Consider the following 13,578-nt stretch of genomic DNA (forward strand, 5'->3'; position numbering starts at 1 on the left):
CGACCTGCTGGCCTGGCAGCCGCGGCGGCGCTACCGGCTCTGGCACGACCGAGCCGTGTTCCATTTCCTCACCGACCCCGCCGACCGCGACCGTTACCGCGCGGTCCTGCGCCAGGCGCTCGCGCCCGGCGGCCACGCCGTCATCGGGACGTTCGCCGCCGACGGTCCGACAGCCTGCTCCGGGCTACCCACCGCCCGCTACAGCACCGACGAGCTCGCCGCCCAATTCCCGGACCTGGACGTCGTACATACCAGCCGGGAAGAACACCGCACCCCCAACGGTCGGGTACAGCCGTTCACCTGGCTCCTACTGAGCGACCGCACCGACAGCGCCGGCACCACGGATCACGCGGTCGCCATGACCAAAACCTGACTCGCCCGTCGGCCCGACTCGACCCTCATCGGGGCGTGTCCCTGCCATCGCTACACCGGGTTACCGTTTGCCTCAAAGCTAGCTGAGACTCGAACGGACGCTCCCGCGAAACTGCCCACCTCGTACACATTTAGCAAAAGGCCAAATATCCAAAGTGCCCTTGTGTGCGGCGATCCCTCGTGCGCCTCTGCAGCGTGCGCGGTTGTCGGTAGGACTGCCGGGAAGGACACCGACGGTGCCCAACCGGGAGGTGCGGCTATGCGGGTTGTCGTGAACCTCACGCGTTGCCAGGCGTACGCGCAGTGCGCCTTCCTTGCCCCTGAGGTGTTCCGGATGCGCGGCACCGAGGCGTTGATGTACGACCCCGAGCCCGACGACGCGCAGCGGGAGCGGGTGCTGCGGGCGGCGGCGGCCTGCCCGGTGCAGGCCATCCTGGTCGACCGCGTCGACGACCGGGAGGCCGCCGTGGAGTCCGCGACGGCCGTGGGGACGGCGTCCGCGAGGGCGGCCGCACCGCCGCGAACGGTCCGGTGGCCGCGAACGGGCGGGCAACCCTCGCGGGACGGGCACGACGCGGTGATAGAGGCGGCGCGGCGCACCGGCCGTATCGTGATCGTCGGCGCGTCGCTGGCCGGCCTGGCCGCCGCGGCGACCCTGCGCCGTGAGGGCTTCACCGGATCCCTGACGATGATCGGGGACGAGCCGTACCGGCCCTATGACCGGCCACCGCTGTCCAAGCAGGTCCTCGACGGGTGGGTACGCGCTGACCACACCGGACTGCCCCGGGCCGACGAACTCGAGGCGCGGTGGCTGCTCGGCGTGCCCGCTACCGGGCTGGACCCGGCTGGCAAGCAGGTACACCTCGGTGACGGCGGCATCATCGACTACGACCGGCTGTTGATCGCCACCGGTACCCGGGCCCGGCCGTGGTTCAACGCGGACGAGGCAGCTCTCGACGGCGTGTTCGTGTTGCGGACCCGCGATGACGCTACCGGCCTGCAACACCGGTTGACCGACCGGCCCAGCCGGGTGCTGGTCATCGGCGGCGGTTTCACCGGCTCGGAGGTCGCCTCGGCCTGTCGGGACCGGGATCTGGCGGTCACGCTTGTCGAGCGCGGACCCACACCCCTGGTCGGCGCGCTGGGCGGGGTGATCGGCGCGGTGGCCGCCGAGCTGCAATGTGAACATGGCGTCGACCTGCGCTGCGGGGCCACCGTCACGCGTCTGGAGGGTGACACCGCCGGGCGGCTGCGTCGCGCGCACCTGTCCGACGGCAGCACCGTGGACGCGGAGGTGGCCGTGGTGGCGTTGGGCGCGGTCCGCAACACCGAATGGCTGCACGGCTGCGGCCTGGCCGCCGGCGACTGGGGGGTGGGCTGCGACGCCGGCTGCCGAGTCTTCGACGTGGCCGGCGTGGTCACCGACGACGTGTTCGTGGCAGGTGACGTGGCGCGGTTTCCGCACCCGCTGTACGACTACCAGTTCCTGGCCCTGGAACACTGGGGCAACGCCGTCGCCCAGGCCCACATCGCTGCCCACAACATGATCAGCGCCTCGGCGGAGCGGTGGCCGCACCTGGCCATCCCGGTGTTCTGGTCGGCGCAGTTCGACACCAACATCAAATCCGTCGGTGTGCCGACCCTCGCCGACCAGGTCCTCATCGCCCAAGGCTCGATCGCGCAGCGCCGGTTCGTGGCCGTCTACGGCTACCACGGCCGCCTGACCGCCGCGGTCGGGTTCAACCAGGCCAAGTGGCTGGAGTCGTACCAGGGGCTGATCGAGGCCGCCGCGCCATTCCCGCCTGATCTTCACGGGGTTGACGAGCCGGCCGACGGGCAGCCGGTCGCGGCGCAGATTCCCGACCATCGCACCCGTCACCGCCACGCCACCGTCGCGGTGACGGGCCACGACCCCAGCGAGCGCCGCGCCGAGCTGATCTACCACCACTGACGTGCCGGCGAGCCGCACCGCGGGCGCCGGAACACCTGGGAGAGGCACCGCCATGGCACAGGGCAGCGTCTACGAGCAGATCCTCGACCCCGCCAACCGGGCCAACCCCTACCCGCTGTACGCGCTGCTGCGCGAAACCCCAGTGGCGCGCCAGCCCGACGGCACCTACGTGGTCAGCACCTACCGCGAGATCGTCGCGCTGCTGCACGACCGCAGGGTCAGCTCAGACCCCCGCTGCCACCCCGAACTGGGCGGAGCCCCGCCCGCACCGGAGGACGGCTCGCCCGGACTGCCCCTGCCCTTCATCCTCCGCGACCCGCCCGAGCACGACCGGCTGCGGGAGCTGGCCACCCGGCCGTTCGGGCCGCCCTGCACCCCCGGCCGCGTCGAGGGGACGCGACCCTGGCTGACCGAGATCACCAACGCCCTGATCGACAACTTTGCCGGCAGACAGCGCGTCGACCTCGTCGACGACTTCGCCTACCCGCTACCGGTGACCGCGATCTGCCGGCTGCTCGGCGTCCCCCGCGAGGACGAGCCGCGCTTCCATCACTGGGCCAGCGCGATCACCGAGACTGCCGACCCGACCACGGGGACGTTCGCCGAGCGCCAGCGCAGACGAGCGCAGGTCAACGCCGAACTCGGCGCGTACCTCGCCGGGCTGGTCGATGCCCACATCCGCCAGCCCGGCGACGACCTGATCTCCGGGCTGCTCACCGACACCGGCCAGCAGGGGCCGATGTCGCGCGCCGACCTTCTGAGCACCGCCGCACTGCTGCTGGTCGCCGGCCACGAGACCACCGTCAACCTCATCACCAACGGCATGCTCACCCTGCTGCGCCACGCCGACGTGCTCGACCGGCTGCCCCGTGAACCCGACCTGATCATCCCGCTGGTCGAGGAGCTGCTGCGTTACGAACCACCGGTACAGATCCTGACCAGCCGCAGCACCCTCGCGGACATCGACATCGCCGGCGCCACCATCCCGGAAGGCTCACCGGTGGTGCTGGCGCTCGCCGCCGGCAACCGGGACCCCGCCCGCTTCCCCGACCCCGACCGTTTCGACCCCGACCGCGCAGACAACGTCCACCTCGGCTACGGCAGCGGCATCCACTACTGCTACGGCGCCCCCCTCGCCCGGGTCGAGACACAGGTGGCCCTGTCCGCGCTGGCCCGCCGGCTGCACAACCCCCGGCTGGTGGCCGACCCGCCGCCGTACCGGCCCAGCCCAACCCTGCGCGGCCCCCGCCACCTCGTCGTCGAGGTCGACGCCGTCGCCCCGGCAGCCGAGGCAGGCGTGCGGATACAGCCACCCGAACGCGTGCTGCGACCGGCACACGGATAGCGCGCCGGCACTTGACGGGAGAAAGCAGGCGGCCGCGAACCTGTGAGGCGTACACATGACATCCACTTCCCCTCATCAGAAGCCGATTCGCGTCGGTGTCGTAGGTCTGAGCGCGCGCGGCGGATGGGCGGCGACCGCCCATGTGCCGGCACTGACCGGGCTCGACGGCTACGAGCTGCGGGCCCTCAGCGCCAGCAGCACCGAGTCAGCGCGTGCGGCCGGCGAGAGGTACGCCGTGCCGCTGACCTTCAGCAGCGCGCAGGAGCTGGCCCGCAGTGCGGAAGTCGATCTCGTGGTCGTAACGGTGAAAGTCCCGCGGCACCTGGAGCTCATCCGACCTGCGCTCGAGGCGGGGAAGACGGTGTTCAGCGAGTGGCCGCTCGGTGCAAACCTCGCGCAGGCCGAGGAAATGGCCGACCTCGCGCAGCGCAGGGGGATATTGACGGCCGTCGGCCTGCAGGCCCGGTCGGCCCCGCCGCTTCGGTATCTGCGGGACCTGGTCGCCGGAGGCTACGCGGGGCGGGTTCTGTCGACCAGCATGCTCGGGTCTGGCGGAGCCTGGGGCGCCACGTACGACGACCACGGGGCGTACCTGCTGGACGTCACGAATGGCGCCACACTGCTATCGATCCCCTTCGGGCACTCGGTCGACGCGCTGAGCATGGTGCTCGGCGAGCTCCGCGACGTATCGGCTCACATCGAGAACCTGCTTCCCGAGGTCACCCACGCGACGAGCGGGGCGGTCGCGCACAAGAGTGCCGAGGACCAGGTCGCCGTCACCGGCCTGCTCGAATCGGGGGCCGTGGCCGTCATGCACTTCCGCGCCGGCACGTCCCGCGCCACCAGATTCCACTGGGAGATCAACGGCACGGAGGGTGATCTCGTCGTCAAGGCCGACCACAGTCTGTTCGGGGGTCGGCTGCGGCTGTACGGCGCTCGAGGAAACAGCGGCGGCTTGACCGAACTTCCAGTTCCCGCCCCCTATCAGCGGTCACTGACGCAATGGACCGGACGATCCGCCGAGCCCGCCTACAACCTCGCCCACCAGTACGCGCTGCTACGCGACCAGATCACCGGGAACCTCGCGCCGGACACGGACGGCGTTCCCGACTTCCGGCACGCCGTCCGCCGGCACCGCATGCTGGAGCAGATCCGAGAGGCGGCAGGCACCGGCCGCCAGGTCACGCTCGCAGAGCACGCATCGAAAGAGCTGAGGGTCGAGGCGATCGACGGCAACTAGCTAGTTCGGCGCGAGATTGAGGAGACCTCCGTCATGACACCCGTCGTCGTCGCGTCCTTGCTAGCTGCCGGTGCCAAGACCCCCATCTGGCTGCTGCTCGACCGCAACCGGGTCGCGTCAATCAAGGGTCGGCGAGATTGAGATCGTCAACACGACCCCGGAGCAGGTGGAGCGGCTGCTGGCCGAGCGCGCGCCCCAGGCACCCGGTGAGCACGGCCCGCCCGGCGCACGCCGTCCTCGTCTACGAGTCGACCTCGACGATGGCACTGCAGAACGAGTGGCTGCCGACGGTCGAGCCCGGCTCGTTCTTCGCGACGGCCAGCGACGGCCAGCGACGGCATCGGGTGGGCGGTGCCGGCGGCAGTCGGCGTGGCGCTTGGCGATCGTGCGCGCGGCGAGCGCCGGCCAGTGATCGGCGTAATCGGTGACGGCTCTTTCCAGTACTCCGTGCAGGCCGTCTGGACCGCCGCGCAGCACGCATTGCCCATCGCGTACGTCGTCCTGCGCAACCGGGAATACTCGGTGCTGAAGTCCTTCGCCGAACTGGAGAACACGCCAGGCGTACCAGGGCTCGACCTGCCGGGGCTGGACATCGTGTCGCTGGCGCGGGGCTTCGGCTGCCGGGGTATCGACATCGAGACCGTGGACGAGCTGGAGAAGGAGCTCACCGCCGCGCTGGCGACCGACACCCCCACCGTGATCGTGGTCGAGACCCGGCCGCAGCACGCCGACCTCTGAGAGCCTCGACCCGGTCGCCGGCACGCCCCGCCGGGCCGTCGACGCGATGACCCTGCGGTCGGGGTCGTGCTCGGCGGCTTCGGGTCGCCCTGCTGCCGCGATGCCACGGACATCGCCGTAAACGACGCGACGAGCCGTCTGTCCGCCTACCCAGGCATCTGTCCCGTTTGGTTCAGGTTTGGAACAGTTGCGGCTACCCGGCCCGAGCGGCTTCGGCGTCGGCCCGGGCCAGGGTCGCGTCCAGGACGGCAAACTCGGCTTCCTCCACGGCCGCCATGGCGAAGTCGATCGCGTAGACAGCGTCGTCCTCGGAGAATTCCGCTCGCCGCTCGGCGCGGTTGGCGCCGCGCTCGGCCTGCTTCTCCTGGGCCTCAGCGCGCAGGGCGCTCACGTGGTCCTTCCAACGGCCCTGGATCTCGCTCCACCGGTCGGACGCCTCCCTGCCAGCGGCGGCGGCCTTTTCGCGAAGCACGCCCGCGTGCCGCTCGGCATTCGCGCGAGCCTGTTCGACTCTGGTTGCCAGCTCCTCGCGGGCCTGCTTCTCAGCCGCGTCCGCGGCATCCTCGGCTCCCTTGGCACGCGTGGCAAGCTCGGCCAGCTGCTCGGACAATCGAGCCATAACACTCCCTCTTTCCTCCGACCCTTCCAACCTAATTCGGACAGCAATTATCGTAACGCCAGGCTCGAGGTGGCGCGCGTCGACCGCGCCCCGGGAGACCGGCAAGACCTTGTCCTCATATACAGCGATTTTCTGGCGGCCTTTTCCTTGGCCGGCCGACAGTCCGCGCGGCGGTCACCGTGTCGGCCCGGCAGGGCACATCAGGGCCGAATCTAGGACAATGAGGTTCAAGAGGACGAGCTTCGCCCGTACGGCGGACCGGACGGGCGATGACAAACGGCCCAGGAAGAATGCGACACGCTGAAACGGTTGCCATGGTGGACGAGTTCCCCACCTCGCGCCGGCGATCTCGGGTGAGCTGAACAGAACGCTCCTGCCGACCGATCAGCGGTGGCAGCGAAGCAGGACCACCCACGACCAGGGACCGATTCAAGATCGGCCGGGTAGCCCGGGGGCGAGATCCAGGGCTCCGACGTGATCGCTTCTGACCGGTTTTCTCATTCTCCGAATGCGCCGTGACCAGGGTCGCGTCCGGGTCCACGACCAGCGGGGTCTCGACGCTCGCCACCCGACTGGGAGCGTGCACCCCGGCAAGCTCCCAGACCCGTTCCCGCGCGGGCGCGCCCTGACTGGCGGCGACAGGACAGCCGTCGCGGTCAGACGGGGCAGCGGATGAGCAGGCGCGCTACCGGACAGGACGTCCACGGTCGGGTTGCTGTGCCCGTCGGGGGTCTTCGGTTCGAGCGGAGGTGTACGTAGGGCGGATCGAGGTATGACGAAGGCCGCGGCGGAACATGGCGGGATGGATTGCGGCTCTTACCCGCCAGGTCGCCACCGGTAAACGGAGCACGCTGGCCTCAGGGGGAAGTCTCGTGACGATGACGGCAGCCTTGTCGAGGCGGCGGTTTTGGGTCGATCGTGACGCTTTTGGCACGAAAGCGCGGGGCGCCGACGTGCTGAACATGCCACTACTGAACAAGGGGACGGCGTTCAGTCGGGAGGAGCGGCGGGCGCTCGGGTTGGAAGGGCTGTTGCCGCCGATGGTGCTTACCCTGGATGATCAGGTCGTGCGGGTGTATGAGCAGTACCATCAGCAGCCCACGGATCTGCTCAAGAACGTCTTCCTGGCGATGTTGCAGGACAACGACGAGGTGCTGTTCTACCGGCTGCTCGGTGACCATCTACGGGAGATGCTCCCCATCGTGTACGACCCGACGGTGGGCGAGGCAATCAAGCGTTACAGCCATGAGTATCGGCGTCCGCGCGGGGTCTATCTTTCGATCGACGAGCCGGACCGGCTGCGGGCGGCACTCGCCGATCTGGACCTCGGCGCGGACGACGTGGACCTGCTCGTCGCGTCCGACGCCGAGGAGATACTTGGCATCGGCGACTGGGGTGTCGGTGGCATCGACATCGCCGTGGGCAAGCTCGCCGTCTACACGGCCGCCGCCGGCCTCGACCCGGGCCGGGTGATTCCGGTCGGGCTGGACGTAGGCACCGACAACGAAAACCTGCTGACCGACCCGTCCTACGTGGGCAACCGGCACCGCCGGGTCCGCGGGCAACGCTATGACGAGTTCATCGACGCGTATGTCAGCGCGGCACGCGAACTGTTCCCGAACGCGGTGTTGCACTGGGAGGACTTCGGCCCGAGCAACGGCCGGCGAATTCTGCAGAAGTATCGGGATCGGTTGTGCACCTTCAACGATGATATGCAGGGCACCGGGGCGATCACGCTGGGAGCGGTGCTCAGCGGGCTGCGCGTCGCCGGCACCCGGCTGCGGGACCAGCGGATCGTCATCTTCGGGGCTGGCACAGCCGGAGTGGGCATCGCCGACCAACTGCGCGACGCGATGGTCCGGGATGGTCTGGACCGGGACACCGCAACCCAGCGGATCTGGTGTGTCGACAAGCCAGGGCTACTCACCGCCGACATGACCGATCTGCGGGACTACCAGGTCCCCTACGCCCGGCCGACTGGCGAGGTCGCCGGCTGGCAGCGCGACGGCCGCATCGGCCTCGCCGAGACCGTAGCCAACGTCAAGCCCACGATCCTGGTCGGCACGTCCACCGTGCCTCGCGCGTTCTCGGAGGAGATCGTCCGGGAGATGGCCAGGCACGTTGACCGGCCGATCATCTTCCCGCTGTCCAACCCCACGGAGCGCATAGAGGCGATGCCCGCCCAGCTGATCCCCTGGACAGACGGTCGGGGGTTGATCTGCACCGGGATACCCGTTCCCCCGGTGACCTACAACGGTGTCACGTACAGCATCGGCCAGGCCAACAACGCACTGCTCTATCCCGGGCTCGGCCTCGGCGCCGTGGTCAGCCGTGCGACGCGGATCAGCGACGGCATGCTGGCCGCCGCCGCGGATGCCGTGGCCGGCCTGGTGGACGTGCGGACGCCCGGGGCATCCCTGCTGCCACAGGTGGAGAACCTACGCGCCGTGTCGGCTGCCGCCGCCGTCGCCGTCGCTGACCGCGCCGCCGTCGAGGGCCTGGCCCGCGCCACCCTGACCGACACGGCACGCCAGGTACAGGAGGCGATGTGGCGGCCAGAGTACCGGCAGGTCAAGGCGGCGTGACGCGATGACTGGCAATGGCGGCGGATATGCCCAGACGGCCCGCGACCCCGGCGCGCCCGCTACCCACGCGGTGCCCATCGGGATCGACGCCACCGGTACCCGCACCGAGACCGACTCGCTGGGCGCGGTCGAGGTCCCGGCCGACCACTACTGGGGCGCGCAGCTCCTCGATCATGCCCGGGAAGGTCAATCCCACCCAGGCCGAAGCCATGCTCATGGTCTGCATCCAGGTCGTCGGATCGGACACTGCCGTCGCCATGGCCGGCAGCGAAGGCAACTTCGAGCTGAATGCCTTCCGGCCGATCGTGATCACCAACCTGCTGCATTCCGTGCGGATCCTCGCCGACGCCGCCGACCACTTCCGCGAGTTCCTGGTCGAAGGCACCCGCGTGCACGAAGACCAGCTCCGGGGCAACGTCGAACGCTCGGTGATGATGGTCACCGCACTGTCCCCGGTGATCGGCTACGACCGCGCCTCGGACGTCGCGCATCTGGCCATCGATCAGGACCTGACCCTCAAACAGGCCGCGCTGCAACGTGGCATCAGCGCCGAGCTGTTCGACCGAGTGGTCCGGCCCAAGCAGCTCACCCGACCCGGAACCGCCGACCGTGGAAGATCTGGTCGAGGAGGTCAAGCACGTCTTGCTCATGGCCCTGGCTGATCAGGACCCCGCTGCCGGCATGACGAGGATGGCATATCCAGCGCCCGGGAGAAGGTCGGCCCCGCCCACCGTGAGGATGAGACCGGGTCATTGCTGGGCGCCGCGCTCGGGTACCGGGGATGGCAGCGTAGACGGCGAACATGCCGAGTATCACAGGGATCAGCGCGTAGGTCTGCAGGCTCCAGGCGAGCCGATGGCTGAAGGTGTTGGCGGGCCCGTGATCACGAATCCCAGATAGGTCCGAATGCCGGGCCGGCCGGCTGCGCTAAACTGCCGACTACGCGGGCGGTGTTTTCCTGCGGTTGCTGACCTCTCCAGTTCCGGAGGCGAACACCACCCTGCGCATTGTTTCCAAGAGCCGACCCTTTGCCGGCGTGGCGCACCGCGACCTCGCCGTCACCTGGTATCGGGGGACGGCGAGGCGGGTGGCGGCCGGCACGGGCGCCGCCGCGTCTACCTGCTGATCGATGTGCCCGCGTGGCGAGCGGAGGAGTTTCGCCTGGCGGGACTACCGGGATCTGATCGTGGCGGCCCACCACCAGCTCGACACCCCGCTGGTGTGGGTGTGGGACGCGTGCGCCCTGAGCCAAGTCGGTCAGAAGGGGCACATCTCTTCCGGAAGGCGAGCAAAGAAGCTCACGTCCCGCCCAAGCTCATCCTGATGGGCATATCTCTGGTATTCACCCGGGGTTCCCACTGCCAAATTGAACTGCTCCACGCAACTGGCGCGATCCGGGTCCGGAGGCTGCGCGGATGCCTCGGTAGCCTGTCCGAAAATGACAGCACCGACGGCGAGTGGAACCGCCGCAAGGGTCATAGTAATACGTCGCATCTTAATACCATCTCCGATCTGCCTTCGCAGGTCTTCTCGAGTTCATAGCGTCGCCATCGGCTCACGAGCCCAGCTCCAGCGCCGAGCCCAGCCCTCCTCTCGATCACCAGGTAACGCAAGCGGCCTGATCAACGGCCAAGGTTGCGGTCCCCGCTGGTAGCCAGGTTGAAGTCCCCGCCCCCCGGGTTGATCAGCCTCGGTTGGTAGTTGTAGTGCTCCTCTCGTTCGGGCTTCGCGTATGCGGTAGGAGTTGCCTTCGGTGACGAGGACGTTGGCGTCGCCCGACCAGGTCGGGCGCCTTACCTTTACGACGGCGAAAGCGAGCGCCAGATCCCGGTGGCCAGCTCCAGGGAGGTGGCCGCAAAGAGGGCAGGTTCGACCTCTGGAAAGGGTCGCGTCGAGCAAGCAGTACCTCGACCATGTGCTTGCCGGCCGGAAGGTTCTCTACCGGGTGTGGAAGGTGGCCATCATGGCCATGTCCTCGTGTTCGAGGTTGTGGCAGTGCAGTAGGTAGCGGCCGGGGTAGTCGGTGAAGCGCACGAGCACCTCGACGGTCTCGCTGGGGGTGATGTCGACGGTGTCCTTCCAGCCGAGGTCGTGCGGGCCGGGTGTGGCGCCGCGCCGCGACAGCACCTGGAACGGGTTGAGGTGTGCGTGTACGGGGTGGTGCAGGTCGCTGGTGAACCGCCAGATCTCGACGTCGCCGAGGGTGACGTCGGCGTCGATGCGGGCGGGGTCGAAGGGCTGGTCGTTGACCAGCCAGCCGGGGTGGTCGCCGGTGGGTGCTCGGCGGAATTGCCAGTCGCGGGTCCGTATGGCCTGGCTGCGCCGGAGTGGCTCGATGTGGCTGAGGTGTGCCGGTATGTGGCTGTCGTCGCTGGCACGTCCGGTGACGCGGAACAGCATGACCTGGGCGGTGGATCCGGCTCCCAGCGTGTTGTCCATGGTGACGGCGGTGCCGGGCGGGAAGGCGGCGAAGTCGACGACCACGTCGGCGCGTTCGCCCGGGGTCATCGTCGCTCCTGTCGAGGCTGCGCTTGCTGTGTGCCGCCCGACGCCGCGAGCGACCTCTTGATCCCGTGGGCGCCCAGCAGCGGGCCGCCAGGGACTGCGGTTGTGTCCTGCGCGGCCGGTCTCCCCTGGGAAGGTTCCGGGGAGACCGGCCGGGCCGGCTCGCGGATCAAGGCAGCCGGACCTCTCGCGCCGCCGCACGCGCCTCGGGGGTCGGCGCCGCGGGGGCCGGGTCGGTGTAGGTGGCGGCGCAGAGAACGAGCAGGCCCAGGCTCCACACCGCCACGCCGGCCGGGAGAAGGGCGGACGAGAAGCTCATGCCCAGCACCGCCACCGTGGCGACGGCCGCGACCAGCGGGGCGCGCCGACGCCAACCCGTCCAGCGCCCGCCACGCGCCGAGGCCACCGCGAGCACGATGTAGCCGGCCACCGAGAGCAACGTCGCCGTCGTGAAGGTCAGGATCACGGCGATGGTGCCGGCGTCGTCGACACGGTCGCCGCGGACCGCGATCGAGGCGAGTTCGACCGCGGCGAGCAGCCCGAGCCCGCCGAGCGCGAGGCCGGCGCCGGCCCGCGCGGCGCGGCCAGAGCCTGCCGCGCCGCCGCGGGCGAACCCCAGCACGCCGACGAGCACAAGCGCGTGCAGCAGCGCGTTGACGAGGGAGACCACGACGTACGCCCCGCTCGAGAACGGGTAGCTGAACATCTTGCTCGACACGTCCGTCCCGGGCACGACGGCCGCCTGCACCACGAGCGCGTCGACCACGGTGGCCGCGGCGCCGACGACTCCCACGGCCGCCATCCGCCGCACCGACGCTGCGTTCGGGCCGCTCGCGGATCCGCCCGCCGGCACGCCATTCGTCGTTCTCAGGTCATTCGTCGTCGCCATGTCGTCCTCCCTAGGACGTGGTTCGGAAATGATGGGGACGCGGCTCCCAGGTGGTGGCGCCCGCGTTCTTGGCGGTGAAGCTACGACGGCAGTGATCTCCCGGGCATCAGGGCGGGCACCGCATTTCCGCGCGGTCCGGCCCGCGGCGGTGCTAAGTACCAGTACGCAGCTGGGGCGAGTACCAACGCTGTTGGCCCCGCCCGACGCCTCTGGGACGATGACGCGACCGCCGCGACGGTCGCTCCCATCCGGATCGGCCCTCTCCGGTCCCGGCCGTCGTCGAGACCGGGGCTGGCGAGCGACGGACGCCCGAGCGCGCGGGAACGGCCGCGTTCGCAGGGGGTGGGCCGGGCCGCGTGGGCACGGCGCGGCGAGCGGGCCGGGGAGGGGGCACGGTGGGGACGTCGGCGTTCCGCGGCCGGCTGCTCCCGGCGGTCCTGTTCGGGCTGACGGTCGCCGCCGAGGTCGCCGCCTGCGTGCTGTCGTGGTCGCTCGAGTCGCGCTACGACACGGTGCTCTACGCGCTGTCCAACGCCACGTTCGCCGCCGCCGGGGCGCTGATCGCCGTCCGCCACCCGCGCAATCCGGTCGGCTGGCTGTTGTGCGCCAACGGGACGCAGGTCGCGCTGACGGACCTCGCCCAGGGCTACGGGCTGCGGGCTGCGGAGCTCGGCTGGCCGGGCGGCCCGGCGGCCGAATGGGTCAATACAACGAGCTGGGCGTTCGGCAGCCTGATCCTGAACCCGATCTTCCTGCTGTTCCCCGACGGGCGCCTGCCCGGCCGCCGCTGGCGGTGGGTGCTGTGGGCCAATGGCCTCGGGGTCGCGCTCGCGGTGCCGGGCTGGGGGCTCGGCCACCTGTCCGACGGCGAGTTCGCCTCCGGGCGCAACCCACTGGCCACGGACGCGGTCCCCGCAAACCTCCTGTTCATCGTCGGCTCCGTGCTGATCGTCGGCCCGCTGGTCGCCTCCGTCGCCGCGCTCGGGGTGCGGCTGCGCGCCGCGCGCGGCGCGCTGCGGCAGCAGCTCAAATGGTTCACCTACGCCGCCGCGGTCACCGGGGTCTGCCTGCCGGCGGCGCTGGTGCTGTGGAACCTGTGGCCGGGGGTACGCATCCTGCCGGCGGTGGCGCTGACCGCACTCCCGATCGCCGCGTGCGTCGCGATACTGCGCTACCGGCTCTACGACATCGACGTCGTCATCAACCGCACCCTCGTCTACGGCACGATCACTATTTTGTTGGCGGCGGCGTTCGCGGCGACGGTCCTCACCCTCGGCACGGTGCTCGGCCGCGGCTCCCCGGTGGCGACCGCGGGCGCCACGCTGGTCGTCGCG

The 13,578-nt window shown here is 70.0% G+C and carries 10 protein-coding genes and 1 pseudogene; 8 read left to right on the forward strand and 3 right to left on the reverse strand.

All coding sequences use genetic code 11. The features are described 5' to 3' along the window. From BCD48_RS03215 to BCD48_RS45350, 5 genes are all read left to right on the forward strand, one after another. A partial coding sequence (locus tag BCD48_RS03215) for a class I SAM-dependent methyltransferase (protein ID WP_491677107.1) occupies positions 1 to 373 on the forward strand: 373 nt, incomplete at its 5' end. Positions 374 to 631: 258 nt separating this feature from the next. Then, positions 632 to 2,323 carry an FAD-dependent oxidoreductase gene (locus tag BCD48_RS03220; protein WP_071046724.1) on the forward strand — a complete coding sequence of 564 codons (1,692 nt, stop codon included), beginning with the start codon at positions 632 to 634 and terminating at the stop codon, positions 2,321 to 2,323. 52 nt (positions 2,324 to 2,375) lie between these two features. After that, the gene (locus BCD48_RS03225; protein WP_071046725.1) at positions 2,376 to 3,668 is read left to right on the forward strand and encodes a cytochrome P450; all 1,293 of its coding nucleotides are present in this window, start codon (positions 2,376 to 2,378) and stop codon (positions 3,666 to 3,668) included. A gap of 55 nt (positions 3,669 to 3,723) precedes the next feature. Beyond that, positions 3,724 to 4,908 (forward strand): Gfo/Idh/MocA family protein, encoded by a 1,185-nt coding sequence (locus BCD48_RS03230; RefSeq protein ID WP_071046726.1) that lies wholly within the window; start codon positions 3,724 to 3,726, stop codon positions 4,906 to 4,908. 369 nt (positions 4,909 to 5,277) lie between these two features. Next, on the forward strand, positions 5,278 to 5,646 hold the full coding sequence (locus BCD48_RS45350; protein ID WP_241841478.1) for a thiamine pyrophosphate-dependent enzyme: 369 nt from the start codon (positions 5,278 to 5,280) through the stop codon (positions 5,644 to 5,646). Positions 5,647 to 5,839: 193 nt separating this feature from the next. On the opposite strand, the gene BCD48_RS03240 is transcribed toward BCD48_RS45350, so the two are convergent. Further along, on the reverse strand, positions 5,840 to 6,265 hold the full coding sequence (locus BCD48_RS03240) for a hypothetical protein (RefSeq protein ID WP_071046728.1): 426 nt from the start codon (positions 6,263 to 6,265) through the stop codon (positions 5,840 to 5,842). 878 nt (positions 6,266 to 7,143) lie between these two features. Between BCD48_RS03240 and BCD48_RS03245 the strand changes: the two genes are divergently transcribed. Further along, positions 7,144 to 8,850 carry an NAD-dependent malic enzyme gene (locus BCD48_RS03245; RefSeq protein ID WP_083418103.1) on the forward strand — a complete coding sequence of 569 codons (1,707 nt, stop codon included), beginning with the start codon at positions 7,144 to 7,146 and terminating at the stop codon, positions 8,848 to 8,850. Between the two features lie 26 nt (positions 8,851 to 8,876). Beyond that, positions 8,877 to 9,512: a lyase family protein gene (locus tag BCD48_RS03250; protein ID WP_274536489.1), complete on the forward strand. Its 636-nt coding sequence runs from the start codon at positions 8,877 to 8,879 to the stop codon at positions 9,510 to 9,512. 1,276 nt (positions 9,513 to 10,788) lie between these two features. Here BCD48_RS03250 and BCD48_RS03255 read toward each other — a convergent pair. Together BCD48_RS03255 and BCD48_RS03260 are read right to left on the reverse strand one after the other, a co-directional pair. Beyond that, entirely contained in the window at positions 10,789 to 11,358 is a 570-nt protein-coding gene (locus BCD48_RS03255; protein ID WP_071046730.1) for a multicopper oxidase family protein, read from the reverse strand. A gap of 166 nt (positions 11,359 to 11,524) precedes the next feature. Then, the gene (locus BCD48_RS03260; RefSeq protein WP_071046731.1) at positions 11,525 to 12,244 is read right to left on the reverse strand and encodes a hypothetical protein; all 720 of its coding nucleotides are present in this window, start codon (positions 12,242 to 12,244) and stop codon (positions 11,525 to 11,527) included. Positions 12,245 to 12,639: 395 nt separating this feature from the next. On the opposite strand from BCD48_RS03260, the pseudogene BCD48_RS03265 reads away from it, so the two are divergent. Beyond that, positions 12,640 to 13,578: pseudogene (locus BCD48_RS03265) on the forward strand (hypothetical protein); the annotation flags it as partial.

It is taken from the genome of Pseudofrankia coriaricola (assembly GCF_001854805.1).
Lineage (GTDB): Bacteria > Actinomycetota > Actinomycetes > Frankiales > Frankiaceae > Pseudofrankia.

What these genes read in the sequence shown, in the direction of transcription:
- BCD48_RS03220 (WP_071046724.1), top strand. Translation starts at nt 632, where the DNA reads ATGCGGGTTGTCGTGAACCTCACGCGTTGCCAGGCGTACGCGCAGTGC.
- BCD48_RS03225 (WP_071046725.1), top strand. Translation starts at nt 2,376, where the DNA reads ATGGCACAGGGCAGCGTCTACGAGCAGATCCTCGACCCCGCCAACCGG.
- BCD48_RS03230 (WP_071046726.1), top strand. Translation starts at nt 3,724, where the DNA reads ATGACATCCACTTCCCCTCATCAGAAGCCGATTCGCGTCGGTGTCGTA.
- BCD48_RS03240 (WP_071046728.1), bottom strand. Translation starts at nt 6,265, where the DNA reads ATGGCTCGATTGTCCGAGCAGCTGGCCGAGCTTGCCACGCGTGCCAAG.
- BCD48_RS03245 (WP_083418103.1), top strand. Translation starts at nt 7,144, where the DNA reads ATGACGGCAGCCTTGTCGAGGCGGCGGTTTTGGGTCGATCGTGACGCT.
- BCD48_RS03250 (WP_274536489.1), top strand. Translation starts at nt 8,877, where the DNA reads ATGCCCAGACGGCCCGCGACCCCGGCGCGCCCGCTACCCACGCGGTGC.
- BCD48_RS03255 (WP_071046730.1), bottom strand. Translation starts at nt 11,358, where the DNA reads ATGACCCCGGGCGAACGCGCCGACGTGGTCGTCGACTTCGCCGCCTTC.
- BCD48_RS03260 (WP_071046731.1), bottom strand. Translation starts at nt 12,244, where the DNA reads ATGGCGACGACGAATGACCTGAGAACGACGAATGGCGTGCCGGCGGGC.